The 15697-nt window shown below is 59.8% G+C and carries 14 protein-coding genes; 5 read left to right on the top strand and 9 right to left on the bottom strand.

Features of this window, described 5'->3' with window-relative positions:
- Positions 1 to 144: 144 nt before the first annotated feature.
- On the bottom strand, positions 145 to 1386 hold the full coding sequence (locus tag ACJ5NV_RS19845) for a DNA recombination protein RmuC (protein ID WP_411646554.1): 1242 nt from the start codon (positions 1384 to 1386) through the stop codon (positions 145 to 147).
- Positions 1383 to 3221 carry a DNA mismatch repair endonuclease MutL gene (mutL, locus tag ACJ5NV_RS19840; RefSeq protein ID WP_411646552.1) on the bottom strand — a complete coding sequence of 613 codons (1839 nt, stop codon included), beginning with the start codon at positions 3219 to 3221 and terminating at the stop codon, positions 1383 to 1385. Before mutL ends, ACJ5NV_RS19845 begins: the two co-directional genes overlap by 4 nt.
- Before the next feature lie 106 nt (positions 3222 to 3327).
- Here mutL and ACJ5NV_RS19835 point away from each other — a divergent pair, with 106 nt between their 5' ends.
- The 3 genes from ACJ5NV_RS19835 (at position 3328) to ACJ5NV_RS19825 (ending at position 5219) form a co-directional block, all read left to right on the top strand.
- Positions 3328 to 3663 carry an ArsR/SmtB family transcription factor gene (locus tag ACJ5NV_RS19835; protein ID WP_411646550.1) on the top strand — a complete coding sequence of 112 codons (336 nt, stop codon included), beginning with the start codon at positions 3328 to 3330 and terminating at the stop codon, positions 3661 to 3663.
- The gene (locus ACJ5NV_RS19830) at positions 3660 to 4136 is read left to right on the top strand and encodes an SRPBCC domain-containing protein (protein ID WP_411646548.1); all 477 of its coding nucleotides are present in this window, start codon (positions 3660 to 3662) and stop codon (positions 4134 to 4136) included. Before ACJ5NV_RS19835 ends, ACJ5NV_RS19830 begins: the two co-directional genes overlap by 4 nt.
- 72 nt (positions 4137 to 4208) lie before the next feature.
- Positions 4209 to 5219, top strand: a complete 1011-nt coding sequence (locus ACJ5NV_RS19825) for a Rossmann-fold NAD(P)-binding domain-containing protein (protein ID WP_411646547.1) — start codon at positions 4209 to 4211, stop codon at positions 5217 to 5219.
- A gap of 104 nt (positions 5220 to 5323) precedes the next feature.
- Here the strand turns inward: ACJ5NV_RS19825 and ACJ5NV_RS19820 are convergent, their stop codons facing one another.
- Together ACJ5NV_RS19820 and ACJ5NV_RS19815 are read right to left on the bottom strand one after the other, a co-directional pair.
- Positions 5324 to 6634: a M16 family metallopeptidase gene (locus tag ACJ5NV_RS19820; protein ID WP_411646545.1), complete on the bottom strand. Its 1311-nt coding sequence runs from the start codon at positions 6632 to 6634 to the stop codon at positions 5324 to 5326.
- On the bottom strand, positions 6634 to 7965 hold the full coding sequence (locus ACJ5NV_RS19815) for a M16 family metallopeptidase (protein ID WP_411646543.1): 1332 nt from the start codon (positions 7963 to 7965) through the stop codon (positions 6634 to 6636). Before ACJ5NV_RS19815 ends, ACJ5NV_RS19820 begins: the two co-directional genes overlap by 1 nt.
- Positions 7966 to 8102: 137 nt before the next feature.
- Between ACJ5NV_RS19815 and pnuC the strand changes: the two genes are divergently transcribed.
- Together pnuC and ACJ5NV_RS19805 are read left to right on the top strand one after the other, a co-directional pair.
- Positions 8103 to 8693 (top strand): nicotinamide riboside transporter PnuC, encoded by a 591-nt coding sequence (gene pnuC / locus ACJ5NV_RS19810; protein ID WP_411646541.1) that lies wholly within the window; start codon positions 8103 to 8105, stop codon positions 8691 to 8693.
- Positions 8690 to 9673 carry an AAA family ATPase gene (locus ACJ5NV_RS19805; RefSeq protein WP_411646539.1) on the top strand — a complete coding sequence of 328 codons (984 nt, stop codon included), beginning with the start codon at positions 8690 to 8692 and terminating at the stop codon, positions 9671 to 9673. Before pnuC ends, ACJ5NV_RS19805 begins: the two co-directional genes overlap by 4 nt.
- A 3-nt stretch (positions 9674 to 9676) precedes the next feature.
- On the opposite strand, the gene ACJ5NV_RS19800 is transcribed toward ACJ5NV_RS19805, so the two are convergent.
- The 5 genes from ACJ5NV_RS19800 to ACJ5NV_RS19780 all read right to left on the bottom strand — a co-directional run bounded on the left by ACJ5NV_RS19800 (position 9677) and on the right by ACJ5NV_RS19780 (position 15663).
- Positions 9677 to 10393, bottom strand: a complete 717-nt coding sequence (locus ACJ5NV_RS19800; protein WP_411646538.1) for a DUF3035 domain-containing protein — start codon at positions 10391 to 10393, stop codon at positions 9677 to 9679.
- Positions 10394 to 10445: 52 nt separating this feature from the next.
- Complete coding sequence (gene lspA / locus ACJ5NV_RS19795; protein WP_411646536.1) at positions 10446 to 10934, bottom strand: signal peptidase II; 489 nt, start codon at positions 10932 to 10934, stop codon at positions 10446 to 10448.
- Between the two features lie 45 nt (positions 10935 to 10979).
- The gene (gene purH / locus ACJ5NV_RS19790; RefSeq protein WP_411646535.1) at positions 10980 to 12569 is read right to left on the bottom strand and encodes a bifunctional phosphoribosylaminoimidazolecarboxamide formyltransferase/IMP cyclohydrolase; all 1590 of its coding nucleotides are present in this window, start codon (positions 12567 to 12569) and stop codon (positions 10980 to 10982) included.
- 15 nt (positions 12570 to 12584) lie between these two features.
- The gene (locus ACJ5NV_RS19785; RefSeq protein WP_411646533.1) at positions 12585 to 14273 is read right to left on the bottom strand and encodes a heparinase II/III family protein; all 1689 of its coding nucleotides are present in this window, start codon (positions 14271 to 14273) and stop codon (positions 12585 to 12587) included.
- Between the two features lie 121 nt (positions 14274 to 14394).
- The gene (locus tag ACJ5NV_RS19780; RefSeq protein WP_411646532.1) at positions 14395 to 15663 is read right to left on the bottom strand and encodes an RsmB/NOP family class I SAM-dependent RNA methyltransferase; all 1269 of its coding nucleotides are present in this window, start codon (positions 15661 to 15663) and stop codon (positions 14395 to 14397) included.
- Positions 15664 to 15697: the final 34 nt, after the last annotated feature.

The following is a 15697-nucleotide window of genomic DNA, read 5'->3' as shown; positions in this document are numbered from 1 at the left end:
GCCCATCTGCGCCCCCCATATCTGCGCCAAGCATAGGGAATCACATCATACGTGATCTGGGAATCCTGAATCTGAAAACACACGACACGCTCTAGCAGTGCTCGGCTAACGAACTATGAAAAAAGAAAAGATTTTACCGCAGGGTCAGTCCTGATGGGGCGGGGCAGCCAGTGGAACAACCTCTGCTGTGTCTGGCGCAAGCTCTTCAAAATCGAAATTATCCAGCCGGTCCGCACGTTTGCCTGCGCGGGTGGCGGCGGTCAATACGCCGGACACATCATCGCCCGCTTGGCGCAGATGGGTTTCCAGCTTACCTGCCTTTTCGCCGATAATCTCTACATCGCGGTGCAATAAACGCAGCGCTTTACGGATTTCGCCCGCCTGTTCGCGCATCCGGGCATCTTTGAGAATTGCGCGCATCGTGTTCAGCGTGGCCATACAAGTGGTGGGCGACACGATCCAAACGCGGGCGTCAAAACCGGCGCGCACCACCTCTGGCAGGCGGGCGTGCAGCTCGGCATAAACTGCCTCGGATGGCAGAAACATGATCGCGCCATCGGCGGTTTCACCCTCGATCAGGTATTTCTCTGAAATCGCCTTGATATGCACCCGCACCGCATTGCCCAGATCGCGCAGGGCGATTTTTTGCATTTCTGGCGTTTCTGCGGCCGCAAAGGTTTCATAGGCTTCAAACGGGAATTTCGCGTCGATCACGATGGGGCCGGGCGGGTTTGGCAGATGCACCAGACAATCCGCGCGCTTGCCGTTCGACAGGGTCGCTTGCAGCGTATAGCTGTCCGAGGGCAGCGCCTTGGACACAATATCTGTCAGCTGGATTTCCCCGAACATCCCGCGACGCTGCTTATTTGATAGGATATCCTGCAACGACAGCACATCCCCCGACAACTTTTCAATGTTCGTTTGGGCGCGGTCTATGGTCGCCAAACGTTCTTGCAGTTGCGTCAGGCTTTTGGTTGTCTTTTCCGAACTCCCGGTCAGGGTTTCCTTCATGCGTTCCTGCATATCGGTCAGCGACCGGGCAGAGCGGGTTGCGTTCTCGGCCAGCCGCTCCGCCATCTGCGCCTGCACCTCGGCCAGTCGCGTTTCCATCGTCTGGATCACCCGAACCTGCGCGTTGGCCTGCGCGTCACTGACCGTCTGGATATTGCCCGCCAGTTGGCTTTGCCCCTGTCCCAGCGCATTTACGTCCTGCGACAGGCGGCCCATCTGGCTGGCCACATAATGCACCATATCCGACGATGCCCCGGCGCGGCGCAAGGTGGTGATCAGCAGAATGATCACCAGCAGCGCAACTGCAACAGCCACCAGCGCGGCAATCACCAGCGGATCGCTGATGTCAAAACTCTGTTCACCAATCTGGATCATGTGCGACCAAAGAGCCTTTCGATATCAGACAATTTCAGCTCTACATATGTGGGGCGGCCATGGTTGCATTGGCCTGATTTTGGGGTCGCTTCCATCTCGCGCAGCAGGGCGTTCATCTCTGCCCCTTGCATGCGGCGGCCCGACCGGATCGACCCGTGGCAGGAAACCCGGCTGAGGATCGCATCAATTCGGGCCTGCAAACTGGCGCTGTCGCCCTGATCGGAGAGTTCGTCAAGGATGTCGCGCAGCATCTTTTCGGCATTCACCTCACCCAGGATTGCGGGGGTTTCGCGCACGGCGATGGCACCGCCGCCGAAGGGTTCGATGCTCAGCCCCAGCCGTGCCAGGTCCTCCGCGATCTCCAGCAGCATCGCCGCCTCACCTTCGGTCATCTCGACGATTTCGGGGATCAGCAAGGCCTGCGCGGGAACGCCGTTTTCAGCCATCTGGGCTTTCAGCTTTTCGTAAACCAGTCGTTCATGGGCAGCGTGCTGGTCGACAATGACGATGCCATTTTCGGTCTGGGCAATGATGTAATTTTCATGCACCTGTGCGCGGGCTGCGCCAAGGGGCAGATCCTGCGGTTCATCCTCTGCCACCGGTTCGATCCGGGCAGACGGGGCCTCGGAAAAGCCGGGGGCCTGCGCCTGAAACGTCATCGAACGGGCGGTGAAACTAGGACGGTCGGGCAGGTTGCGGCGGTCCATCTGATACACACGGGGCGGGGCGTCAGCCGGGCGTTCCGGCTGCATCGCGCCCAGCGTAGCATCTGCCACGGTCGAAGACGCACGGTGCCCCGCCTCGGCCAGTGCATGCCGCAGACCCGACACGATCAATCCACGCACAGCACCGGGATCGCGGAACCGGACCTCTGACTTTGCGGGATGCACGTTCACATCGACCAGCATAGGATCGCAATCCACAAACAAGGCCGCGACCGGGTGGCGATCACGCGACAGCACATCCATATAGGCGGCGCGCAACGCGCCCAGAAGCATCTTGTCCCGCACGGGACGACCATTCACAAACAGAAACTGGGCAATCGCCGCACCACGGGAATAGGTCGGCAAGGCCGCATAGCCGGTCAGGTGAAACCCTTCGCGCTGCGCGTCGATGGGCAGGGCGTTTTCGGCAAAATCGCGCCCCAAAACCGACCGCAACCGTCCATGCAGCGCATCAAACAGATCGCCGGTTTGCGCATCAGCGCGGAATGTCGTGCGGCTATCACCACCCGAGACATCGCGCAGGATAAAACTGACAAAGGGTTCGGCCATCGCCAGCCGTTTGACGACATCGCCCACCGCCTGCGCCTCTGCCCGGTCGGTGCGCAGGAATTTCAGGCGGGCGGGGGTCGCATAGAACATATCGCGCAGTTCAACCACCGTGCCAACGGACAGGGCAGCAGGGCGGACCTCGGCCATGCGCCCGCCAGAGACCGCGATACTATGCGCATCCGCGCCGGCCACGCGGCTGGTGATCGCCAAACGGCCCACCGCACCAAGCGAGGGCAGCGCCTCACCCCGAAACCCGAAAGATGTGATATTCAGCAGATCGGTGCCGTCGATTTTCGACGTGGCATGGCGGGCAAGCGCCAGCGGCAGATCATCCGCCGCAATGCCGCAGCCATCATCTGTGACGCGGATCAGGGTCTTGCCGCCATCGGCAATCACGATCTCAATTCGGGTCGCCCCAGCATCAACAGCGTTTTCCACCAGTTCCTTCACAGCAGAGGCAGGGCGCTCCAGCACCTCACCCGCAGCGATGCGGTTAATTGCGGCCTCGTCCAGCTGTCGGATGACAGGGCGCGGCTGTATCTGGGGGTCTGCAATAGCCATGCCACAAGGGATAGCATAGATTCCCGCGATTCTACGAGGGGTCCGAAACACTATTTACCGACGATAAAATATAATCTATAAGTTATATAACGAATGGGTGATTTACATGCAGCTTGCCACGACTTTTTCCGCCCTGTCTGACCCCACGCGGCTCGCCATTCTGCAACGGCTGGCCGAGGGTGAGGCCGGGGTGATGGAACTCGCCGCACCCTTTGCCATGTCGCAACCCGCAATCTCGCGGCATCTGAAAGTATTGGAAAATGCAGGGCTGATCACGCGGCGGGTCGATGGGCAGCGACGGCCTTGCAGGTTATCCCCGCAGGCGCTCGACAATCTGGATGACTGGCTAGCGATGCTGCGTCGGACCATGGAAACGAATTACGACCGGCTCGACACGCTGTTGGCCGAAATGCAAGCCAGCGAAGAAAGGACAGTTGAATGACCAAACTCTCACTGACGCTCGAAGGTGACACACATGTGATTGTCACCCGCGAATTTTCCGCAACGCCTGAACTGGTTTACCGGGCGCATACCGACCCTGAACTGGTGAAAAAATGGCTCTACGGTCCCGATGGTTGGGTCATGACCCAGTGCACGTATGAGGCATGGCCCGGCGGCAAGATCCGGCTGGATTGGGAGGATGCGAATGGCGAAAACGGCTTCTATCTGACCGGGGAATTTATCGCGCTGACACCGAATGAGCGCACCGAACATGTCGAACGGATGCATGTGCCTGATGCCACGCCCGATACGCACTGTGTTACGAGTTTTGCCGCAAAGAGCGGGGGCACCTTGCTGACCCTGCGCATGACCGTGGCCGATGCCGAAAGCCGGGCCGCCATGCTCGAAACCGGCGTGGAAGAAGGGATGGAGGCCAGCTATGCCCGCATTGACCCCATGTTCGCAGAGGCCTGACAGAGACGCGGCACGCATTTGACAACACTCTTTAGGTAAGTCTTTGCTTACCTAAAGGGAAAGGATCTTGTCATGCGCTTGCTTTGTGTCGGTGGAACCGGATTTCTGGGCGGGGAAGTGGCACGCGCCGCCGTTACGGCGGGTCATGAAGTGACAGTGATGACGCGCAGCGGCCAAAACGTGACCGCCGGGGCTGCAACACTGATCGCCGACCGCGACCAAAGCTTGCCTGACCTGTATGGCGCATTTGATACAATCATCGACACCTGCGGCTACGCCCCCGATATGGTGAACCGTCTGATCGCCGCGGTGGGGCATGTGCATTATGTCTTTGTCTCGTCGATATCAGTCTATTCTGACCTGTCAGAACCGGGTCAGGACGAAACAGCACTCGCGCCAACCGCATCTGACGCAGATCTGAAGTTTGCGTATGGTACCCTGCCAGCACATCGCACTGACGCCACACATTATGGTCCCGCCTATGGGCCACTAAAAAGGGCTTGCGAGGAAACCGTTATTGCAGCTTTGGGGGACAGTGCAACTGTGATCCGATTGGGGCTGATTGTAGGGCCGGGCGATAAGACCGACCGCTTTACATGGTGGGTCAGGCGCTGCGATCAGGGCGGCGCGCTACCGGTTCCCGACCCGCCCGACAGATCAATACAAGTGATCGACATCGCAGACGTCGCAGCCTTCATATTGCATCTGGCCGAGCGTCGGATCGGCGGCATTTTCAACACCACAGCACCCCCGATGACATTCGCGGCGATGTTGTCAGCGATATTTGCGCAAACCCAGCAACCTGCCGATCTGCGCTGGGGACCATTGCAGGCCTTCACGAAGGCAGGGTTGCAACCATGGTCCGACTTGCCCCTGATCGTGCCAGACGACCCGATAGTCAGGCACATGCTGAACGTCAGCACGGCGAGGGCGCAAGAGGCTGGGCTGACGTGCCGACCGTTGGAGGACACCATCCAGCGCATCTTGTCGTGGGATCGCGGGCAAAGAGATGCCGCGCTTAAATGCGGAATGTCAGGGGTCGCCGAACAGGCGGTGCTTCATGTGCTCACTGACCCGGCATAGGGCATTTTGATTGAGGACCGTGGCAAGTCGTCAGAGGTTCTGGAACAGCGCCGCACGTGCGGCAGTGGCCCCGGACTTGATCCGGGGCCCACTGACTTTCCATACTATTGCGTCGTCTCCAACCCCTCCGGGCGGCCTACTACGACAAAATGCAGATTTTCGGGTTTCAGCAATTCCGCCGCCACCCGGTTCACATCCTCCAGCGTCACCGCCTCAACGTACTCATTGCGATTGGTCACGTAGTCCGGTGGCAGGTCGATCATCTGCATCCCCACCATGATTTTGGCAATCTCGCCATTGCCGTCAAAGCGCAGGGGGTATTCGCCGGTCAGATAGGTCTTGGCCGTAGAAAGCTCTTCTGCGGTCATGCCATCCTCTGCCATACGGGCCCATTCAGCACGCGTCACCGCGATGGCTTCGGCAATTGTCGCATTGCCAGAGGCCACTCTGCCCAGCATCACCTCTGCGTGGAACATCGGATAAAGAAACGTGCTGATTCCATAGGTCAGGCCACGTTTTTCGCGGACTTCATCCATCAGACGGGATTCAAAACCGCCGGCGCCCAGCACATGGTTGACGATATAGGCGGCAAAGAAATCCGGATCGTCGCGTTTGATCCCCGCATGGCCAAACAACGCCACGGATTGCGGGGTGTCAAAATCCACAACCGTCACACCACCGGCAAGACCAAAAGGCACGTCGTTCGGCAGGGGCGGTCCTGCGGCGGGCAAATCGCCCAGCAGATCATCCAACATCGGGCCGACCTCTTCGGCGGTGATATCGCCCACGACAGACACATACAGCCGGTCACGGGTCAATGCATTCTGATGCGCACTGACCATATCGTCTTGCGTCAGGCCGGTGACCGTTTCCACAGTGCCATCCAGCACGCTGCCATAGGGGTGATCCCCAAAAGCTGCCTGATCAAACACCGCGCTTGAGATACTGTTGGGGTCTTTGCTATCACTGGCGATCCCCGAAAGGACCTGCGCGCGAACCCGGTCGAGGGCATCCTGATCAAACCGCGGCGCGATTAACGCCTGACGCAGCAGAGCCAATGCCTCTTCACGGTTTTCGCTTAGCATCTGCGCGGAAATCGCGATAGAATCATCATAGGCGCGAAAGCGATAGCTGGCGGCCAAAGCCTCGCGGGCGGTCTGGAACGCCTGTGCATCCATCTCGCCTGAGCCTTCCTCGATCAATCCGGTCATCAGGTTGATCGCGCCGCGCTTGCCGGGTTCATCTAGGGATGCACCGCCGCGAAACCGGATTTCCAGCGCCATAAAGGGGATCGACGGTTCTTCAACCACCCAAGCTTCAATCCCCCCGTCAGAGGTGACCTCGATAATATCAATTTCAGCCCATGCGGTCGCAGCCCATAGGGACAGGCCGATTGCAATCAATCCACGCAGCATCAGCTTGCCTCCTCTTTCGTTGCCACAACCCAGCCGGTGACGGCCTTATCGGGATTGAACACTTTGGCCGCGACGGCCTTGATATCCGCCTCTGTCACGTTTTGCAGGATGTCCGGCCATGCCTGAATATCCGCAATGGTCAGTCCCTGGGTCAGCCCGGCACCATAGCGCCGCGCAAGGCGCTGCACATCATCAAGGGCGTAAACCTCTGCCGCGCGCATCTGTGTGCGGATGCTCTCAATTCTGGCCGGATCAATATCCGCAGCCATGAAATCAGCGACGACCTTATCCATTGCAGCCTCTGCCTCCGACAGGCTGACACCGTCAGCAGGGGCCACGACAAGGTTAAAGCTGGTCTCATCCAGCGATTCACCCCCGTAAGAGGCCCCCGCATAAATCGCGATCTGGCTATCGAACTGCAAGGCGCGGCCCAGATCGGACGTAAAGGGCGACCCGCCCAGCAATTCAGCCAGATAGACCAAGGCGGCGGCCTCTTTCTGCGCGCCGGGGTCGCGCTCTGGGGCCAAATAACTGCGGGTAAGATATGGCTGGCTCACGCGGGGATCGACATAGGTGATCCGGCGCTCCGCGCGATGCGGGGGTTCTTCGGGGCGAAAGCGGTCGGGCAATTGCGGTTCTGCCGGGATGACCCCGTAGTATTGCTCTGCCAGTGCCTTGACCTCTTCGGGGTCCACATCACCAGCAACCACAAGGATTGCGTTGTTGGGTGCATAATAGAGATCATAGAAATCCAGCGCATCCTGCAGGTCCAGCTGCTCCATCTCGTGCTTCCAGCCGATGATCGGCAGGCCGTACCGGTGGTTCTGGTAGAGGGCGGCATTGAACTGCTCACGGGCAAGGGCATTGGGATTGTTCTCTGTGCGCTGGTTCCGCTCTTCCAGAATCACATTCCGCTCGGTCGCTACATCATCCGCCGTGATCTGCAGATTGTTCATCCGGTCGCTTTCCATCTGCATCATCAGCTCTAGCCGGTCGGCGGCGATGCGTTGGAAATAGGCGGTATAATCATAGCTGGTAAAGGCGTTGTCGCTGCCACCATTGGCCGCAACAGTGGCCGAGAATTCACGCGGCGCCAGTGTTTCGGTTCCCTTGAACATCAGATGTTCCAGAAAATGGGCGACACCGGAATTACCTACGGTCTCATCGGCGGACCCGACCCGATACCAGACCATATGCACAACGGCGGGGGCACGGTGATCTTCGATCACCACCACCTCCATCCCATTGTCCAGAGTATAGGTTGTGACCTCTTCGGCCTGCGCGGAAAACGCGGCCAGTGTCATGGCAAAAGCGGCAAATAAACGTATCATAAGCATCCTTTTGGCTTGTCACACAATTAACTACGTCAGTTCGCGACATGTGCAATAGACCATACGCGGATGTGAGCGCTGGCGGATCAAAATGCAGCATGTAATATCAGCCGCAAATCGAAACCGGAGTGTAACGAGTGCTGGATTTTGTTCTCCAAATGTTGGGTTCGCGCCCGATTGAATACGCAGCCGTGGTGCTGGGGCTTATCAATGTGACGCTGATTATCCGGCGGTCCATGTGGAACTACCCGTTTGGCATCGTGATGGTACTGCTCTACGCAAAGATCTTCTTTGACTATCAGCTTTACAGCGATGCGCTGCTGCAGGTGTATTACTTTTTCATCCAGATATATGGCGTCTGGTATTGGCTCCAGTTCCGCCAGAATGACGGCAAAGTCATCGTTGTCCCGCTGCCGCAGCGGCAATATCTGGTCTACCTTCTGACCGCCGTCATTGGCTGGTTGGCGATCAGCACGCTGATGGCTCGGCTGACCGACGCGTCGTTCCCTTATTGGGATGGGGCCGTCGCAGCGCTTAGCGTGCTGGCGCAGTTCCTGCTGTCGCGGCGGCATATCGAAAGCTGGTATTTGTGGATTGCCGTCGATGTGCTGGCCATCGGGTTGTTCTGGGTCAAGGACCTGACCCCGACAGCGGCCCTTTACGGGGTGTTCTTGGGTCTGGCGATCCTTGGCCTGTTTCAATGGCGGGCAGCGGCAAAACAGGCATGAGGCGTGGATTTGTCCTTGGCAAATTCATGCCCTTTCACGCAGGCCATCAGTTCCTGTGCGACGTCGCCAGCAACCTTGTGGACGAGCTAACGGTTCTGGTCTGCACCCGCGATTGCGAACCAATCGACGGACAGCGCCGCTTTGACTGGGTCAGCCAGTCGGTGCGGCGCAATGTCCGCGTGGTGCATCTGCATCGGGACATCCCGCAGGAACCGGCAGAACACCCCGATTTCTGGACTATCTGGAAAGCGGTGATTGCAGAATACCACCCCAAGCCGATTGATACAGTCTTCGGTTCGGAAACCTATGTCACGAAACTGGCCGAAACACTGGATGCGGCCCCCTTTATTGTCGACCTGCCACGGGACAGCGTGCCGATTTCAGCGCGCCAAATCCGTGCTAACCCTGCTGCGCATTGGGATTTCATCCCACCTGCGGTCCGGCCCGACTACCAAACGCGAATTTGCCTGCTCGGCCCGGAAAGCACAGGCAAAACAACATTAGCCAATGCGCTGGGCTATCCGGTCATTCCCGAATATGGCCGATCCTATGATGCGCAATTCCGGCAGGGTCAAAATTGGACGGCAGCGGATTTCATCGCGCTCTCGCAGGGCCATATTGCCCTGCGTCGCGAAATTGCGGCCCGGTCCGGCCCTGTCTGCATCGAAGACACGGACCTGATCCAAACAATGGCCTGGGCCGATTTCTTGTTGGGTAAAATACCAGAACCGCTGCTCGATATCGCAGCCGGTTGGACAGCAGCAACCCACTACATCCTGCTGACGCCTGACGTGCCGTGGACCAACGATGGCACGCGCTACACGGGCGATAGCGCAGCCAGAACACGCTTTCTGGAATGCCTGATCACACTGCTGAACCGCTATGACCTGCGCTATGATGTGATCACAGGTGCGGACTGGGCAGCGCGGACGCAGAGCGCATCAAAACTGGTGGCCGACATCAGCAGGCACCAGCCATAGAGATTACTCTTCCTCTGGCGTGACCGGGGTGCAAACGCGGCGCAGCTCGTTGCCGGGGCCTGCGGTGGTCCAGATGCACTCCATCGGTTCGCCTTCCACATCGCGGGGGGCAGATTGGAAAATCGGGGCCAGCGTGCGTTGCAGCAGGCCTGCCTCTTCTTTCTCCGCTGGTGCTTCGGCGGTGGATTCAGGCTGCGTTCGCGGTTGTGGCCGGGCAGCGACCGGGCGCACCGGGACGGCCACACCCAAAGCACGTAACCGGGCTTGCTCAGCAGAGGCATCAAGCGCCTGACCGGCATAAGCCGGGAAATAACGATCCCGGTTCAGCGGGTTAAAGACATTCGTGCGGCGCTTGCGTTCCAGAATACGGGCATCCTCGGCGGCTAGCTGCGACCGAATTGCGGGATCAACACCGTAGCGGCCCGACTGGGCGACCAGCGCGGCGTCACCGGTGGGGATACCGCCCGCCACTTGCGCAGACGGGCGGCCACCAAGGGCAGCAATCGCATCAGTATTCGGGGTCGGATCAGTGCGGTTGGACCCGCCCGGCGTGGGTTCCGGCAGGCTGAACGTTGCAGGCATTTCCAGCGGACGGACAGGGATCACCTGAAACTCATCCGGGCCACCGCCACTTGCGCGCATGTCGCGCAGGGGACGGTCGGTATCGCCGCAGGCGGTCATCAGGGTGACGGCCAGAATTAGGAATGTGATGGAGCGCATGGCGTATGTCCTCGGGTTCACTGCGACTGTGTAGCTGATGGGGAAAGCGAGGTCACGCCTTCTTCTTGCGGGGCTTCGGCTGGCCGTCATCCGCAAGGAAAGCAATGCCAATCGCGCCGATGAAAATCGCCACATCCGCGATGTTGAATGCATAAGGGTTACTGATCCCGCAGCACGACATATTCAGGAAATCCGCCACCGCACCATAGAAAATACGGTCCACCACATTGCCCAGCGCACCACCGATCAACACGCCACCCGCGATATAGACCCATTTCGATCCGCGCGGCTTGCGCAGCCAGTACAAAACAGCGGCAGAGATCACAAAGGCCACGCCCACCAGCACCCAGCGCATATCAAAATCGGCGAACAGCCCGAAATTCACCCCCCGGTTCCACGCCATGCGGAATTCCAGAAACGGGGACCACACGTCAATCGGGCTGACACCGGGTTCATCCAGCCTGAGCATATGGACGACGTAATATTTGCTCAGTTGATCCAGCAGAAAAACGGCAAACCCGCTCCAGAACACGTAACGCATCAGAATTCTCCGCTTTCACCGCAGGCCACGCCCGCGCGCTCAGACTTAATGCCGGAAATGGCGCATGCCGGTAAAGACCATGGCGATGCCTGCCTCATCAGCAGCGGCAATCACCTCATCGTCCCGCATCGACCCGCCGGGCTGGATCACGCAGGTGGCACCAGCGGCGGCAGCCTCCATCAAACCATCGGCAAAGGGGAAAAACGCATCAGACGCCACGGCAGAGCCTTTGGTCAGCGGCGCGGGCAGGCCCATCGCCTCTGCCATACGCTCTGCTTTCTTGGCGGCGATCAGGGCGCTGTCCAAGCGGCTCATCTGACCTGCGCCGACACCGACAGTCGCCTTGTCTTTCACATAGACAATTGCGTTGGATTTCACATGTTTCGCGACCTTCCACGCAAACAGAAGGTCCGCCATCTGTTCATCGCTGGGGGCTTTCTTGGTGACAACCTTCAGATCATCCATACCGACAAAGCCGGTATCCTTGTCCTGCACCAGCATCCCACCGGCCACTTGGCGATAGGTGGTGATTGGGGCCTTCACATCAGGCAGGGCATCAGTGGTCAGCAAGCGCAGGTTCTTCTTGGTCGCAAAGACTGCTTTTGCGGCCTCAGACGCGCCGGGGGCGATGACAACTTCTGTGAAAATCTCAACAATCGCACGTGCGGTGGCTTCGTCCAGTGGCTGGTTCAGCGCGACGATCCCGCCAAAGGCCGACGTACGGTCGCAGTCAAAGGCATTCTGATAGGCCTCCAGCAATGTTGCGCCACGGGCCACACCACAGGGGTTGGCGTGTTTGATGATCGCAACGGCAGGGCCATCGGCGGGGTCAAATTCAGCTACCAGCTCAAACGCGGCATCTGTGTCGTTGATATTGTTATAGGACAATTCCTTGCCCTGATGCTGTTGGGCTGTGGCGACACCGGGGCGGCCTGTGCCGTCTGTATAAAACGCCGCTTTCTGGTGGCTGTTTTCACCATAGCGCATCACCTGTTTGAACGTCCCGGCAAAGGACCGGCGGCGCGGCGTGTCCTGCCCGATCGCGCCCGCCATCCATGTGCTGACTGCTGTGTCATAGGCCGCAGTGCGGGCATAGGCGATCTTGGCAAGGGTCTGGCGGAACGCATAGGTGGTCTGGCCATCATTGGCGTCCAGCTCCGCCAGCAGCGGAAGATAATCCTTCACATCGACAACCGTGGTGACAAATGCATGGTTCTTGGCCGCAGCACGGATCATCGCAGGGCCGCCAATATCAATGTTCTCGACCATTTCGTCATAACCGGCCCCACGGGCCAGCGTTTCTTCGAACGGGTAAAGGTTCACCACCAGCAGATCAATCGGGCCGATATGGTGTTCGACCATCGCGTCTTTATGGGCGTCATTGTCGCGCAGGGCGAGCAAGCCACCATGCACCGCCGGGTGCAACGTCTTAACCCGGCCATCCATCATTTCAGGAAAACCGGTCACTTCGGCCACATCGCGGACCTCAAGCCCGGCCTCGCGCAGGGTCTTGGCAGAGCCGCCGGTGGACAACAGCTCGACACCCCGGTCGGCCAATGCGCGGGCCAGATCGACCAGCCCTGTCTTGTCAGATACGGAAAGCAGCGCGCGGCGCAGTGGTGCAAGGTCGGTCATGTCATCCCCAGGGCTTTAACAAACAGGGTCCGACAGATCGACCTCGGCCAGATCACGCACCACATCGGGTGTTTCATCGGCCTTGGCCAGCGACCAGCGGACGCGCGTCCCATAGGCTATTGCGCGCCCGGATAAAACCACCTGTTGCGTCGCAACCGGGCGCATCCGCCCATTTTGCAGATAAACCGACGGGACCAGTGACAATTCCGCCGATTGATCGTGGTCAAAAACCCAAGTCTCGCCGGATCGCAACGTCATCCGGACTGTCGTGCCATCCTGCCGCACCGCGACCTCTGGATGCAGATGAAAGCGCAGGGTAAAGGCCAGCCCGCCGCCTTTGACCCGGTCAAACAGGGTGTCATCATGTGGTTCCAGCGTGGCCAGCAGGTCTTCACCAGACAAGGACCGCCCGTCGGGGGTCAGTTCAAGAATGCGGGCATGGGTAAGCCCATGGCTTGCACGATACCCATCGTGTGACATCTCCAGCCTGCGGCCAAAGGTGCCTTCGGTGATGTTGCACAGCACCATGCCGGGCACATCGGTCAGGGTTTCGGGATCGGCGGCAAAGCGGTTCGGCGGGGCAAGGCGCGATGATGACATGCCCGCCAGCGCTAGGGTGCTGTGGCTTGCCGTCGCACGGCTGGCACGGCGCCATTCATGACCAAACCGCGCGCCGGACCCGCAATTCACCACCAGCGGACGGCGACCAGAGGTCAGCTCGAACGCCAATGTGCTGGCATGGGCCGCAATGGTGGCCGATCCGCCAGGCGGGGCGCTGGCATCTGCAATCAACGTGGTGCGACCGACGCTCAACCGGGCAAAGCCCATATGGGTGCGGGCCGCAGGCAGGTCTTTGACACCAGAGGCCGCAAGTGCCTGATCCACCTGCCCGGCAAGCCCGCGTCCGCCGCCATGAAACCGGGCCAGCCCACCATCCGCATGACGCAGGGCACGCAGGGTCGGGGCAATGCGGAATATAGCGCGGGACAGGTCGTGCGGGACATCCTTGCCGGTATCCGCCAACGCTTCGGAAGTTTGGTTCAACAGGCGCAGCAATGTCAGCAAATCTTCGGGCTTGCGGCTCGCCAGCGCGCCATCCGGATCAACGAAAGCGGCACAATCGGCGGCCATGGCGCGCACCGCCGGGGCAACATGGCCTTCCATGCCGCGCAAGGCCAGCCCGGCCCGGATCAGCCCCGCCAATGCTTCGAACCGGGGCAGACCCACGGGCAGAACCTTCCAGCGGCGGGCAAGAAAGCGGGTCTGTTGGGCAAGGCTGCGTATCAGATCATCCGCGGCCGGCTGCTCTTGCCCGTGTAGCAGAAACATCGCGTGATCAATCCAGCGGGTCAGACGGCCGCCGACAATGGCAGGGGTCCAGCCGGGTCCTTCACCTTCACCAAACAGACCGATCCAGGTGAACACCCATTTCTGCGCACGGCTGCGCGCGCGTTCATCGCCAAGGGCCGCCAGATCATCCAGCCAGGCGCAAGCATGGATTTCTTCGGCCACGGCCTCATGGCTGCGGGCAATCTGCCAGATCGACAGGTTCCGGTCTTCGACCAAAAGCCCCGAAAACAAGAACTTCCCTGTGACAAGCTGTTGCCCACGGGACACAATACCGATGGTCTGCGGCTCAGGGTCCGTCACAAAACCGGTCTGTGTTTGCACACGACTGGCACGCCGCGCATGCACACGATGCATAAAGCTGACCTGACGATCCCGCCATCTGGTAGAATAACCCACGTCCCTGTAAGCCTTCTTTCGCACGCAAACGCGCAATTGGGCCCACCCGCAAGAATGTTAGCCTAAGGGGAATTGCCTGTCACGCAGGCTTTGTCAGAACGGCCATATAAAATCCGTCCATCCCGCCATAATCCGGCCAATAATCGGGACGTAAGCGCAACCCACCCTCTTCGGTGCGCCATGCCGGGTCAATACCGGGCGAGTCAGGGGTGGCCACGGTCAAGCCGGAATGACGTTCCAACACCTCTTCCACCTGTACTTCGCCCTCATCAGGCAGAAGGGAGCAGGTACAAAACACCAGCCTGCCACCCGGCTTTAGCAAGGTCAGAGCATGGTCAATCATCGCCGCCTGCTGATCAATCAACGCACCAAATTCCGACCCATCCTTGGCATAGGGCAGGTCAGGATGGCGACGGATCGTACCCGTGGCAGAGCAAGGGGCGTCCAGCAACACAGCATCAAACGCGCCCTGGTCGAATGCAAAGGCATCGCTTACAACCGTTCGGGCGGTCAGACCAACCCGGGTCAAATTCTCGGCCACGCGGGTCATACGGTTTTCCGACACATCCAGCGCCGTGACATCGGCACCAGCAGCGGCCAGCTGCAACGTCTTGCCACCCGGTGCCGCGCAAAGGTCCAGCACTTTCAAGCCAGTCACATTGCCCAGCAAGCGGACGGGGATCGCCGCCGCCGCATCCTGCACCCACCAATCGCCGCTGTCATAGCCGGGCAAGGCAGACACCTGACCCGCATCATGCAAGCGGACAGACCCGGTGGGCAGCAATGTACCACCCGTTGCGGCCACGACAGCCGCAGGATCGGATTTCGGGGTCAAATCAAGCGGCGCGCCAGCAAAATGCGCAGCCTCCATCGCGGTTACAGCCGCACGACCCCATGCAGCCACCAACGGTTGGCGTAACCAACCGGGGGTCAGCGGCACCGGGCGTTTCGCCCAGCCTGCCGGGCCCTCATCGGCAATCTTACGCAACACCGCGTTGGTCAGGCCTTTCATCGGCTGGGTGCGCTTGTTGCTGGCCACGATCTCGACATAGGCGTTGACCACGCCATGGGCGGCCTCACCGGAACAAAGCTCAATCACACCCAGACGCAACGCATGCATCACATGGGCCGGTGGGGGCTTTTTCAGGTAAGGTTTCAGCATGCGGTCAGCGCGGTCCAGCCCGCGTAACGCATCCAGCGTCAGGCGCTGGGCACGGGCGCGGTCATCGGCAGGCAACTGTGCCAGCGCACCGGCAGCAATCAGTTCCGCCATCAGACGGCCCTCGCCAATAATCTGTCCCAGCAGATAATGAGCGGTGCGGCGGGCGGGCAGACCTGTCTGGGTCATGGGTCTCTCTCTTGAAGCGGGATGCAGGCGGGGT

It is taken from the genome of Loktanella agnita (assembly GCF_046640325.1).
Classification (GTDB): Bacteria; Pseudomonadota; Alphaproteobacteria; order Rhodobacterales; family Rhodobacteraceae; genus Yoonia; species Yoonia agnita.
The sequence above is the reverse complement of the archived record's forward strand: the minus strand, read 5'-3'. Positions and strand labels throughout refer to the sequence as shown.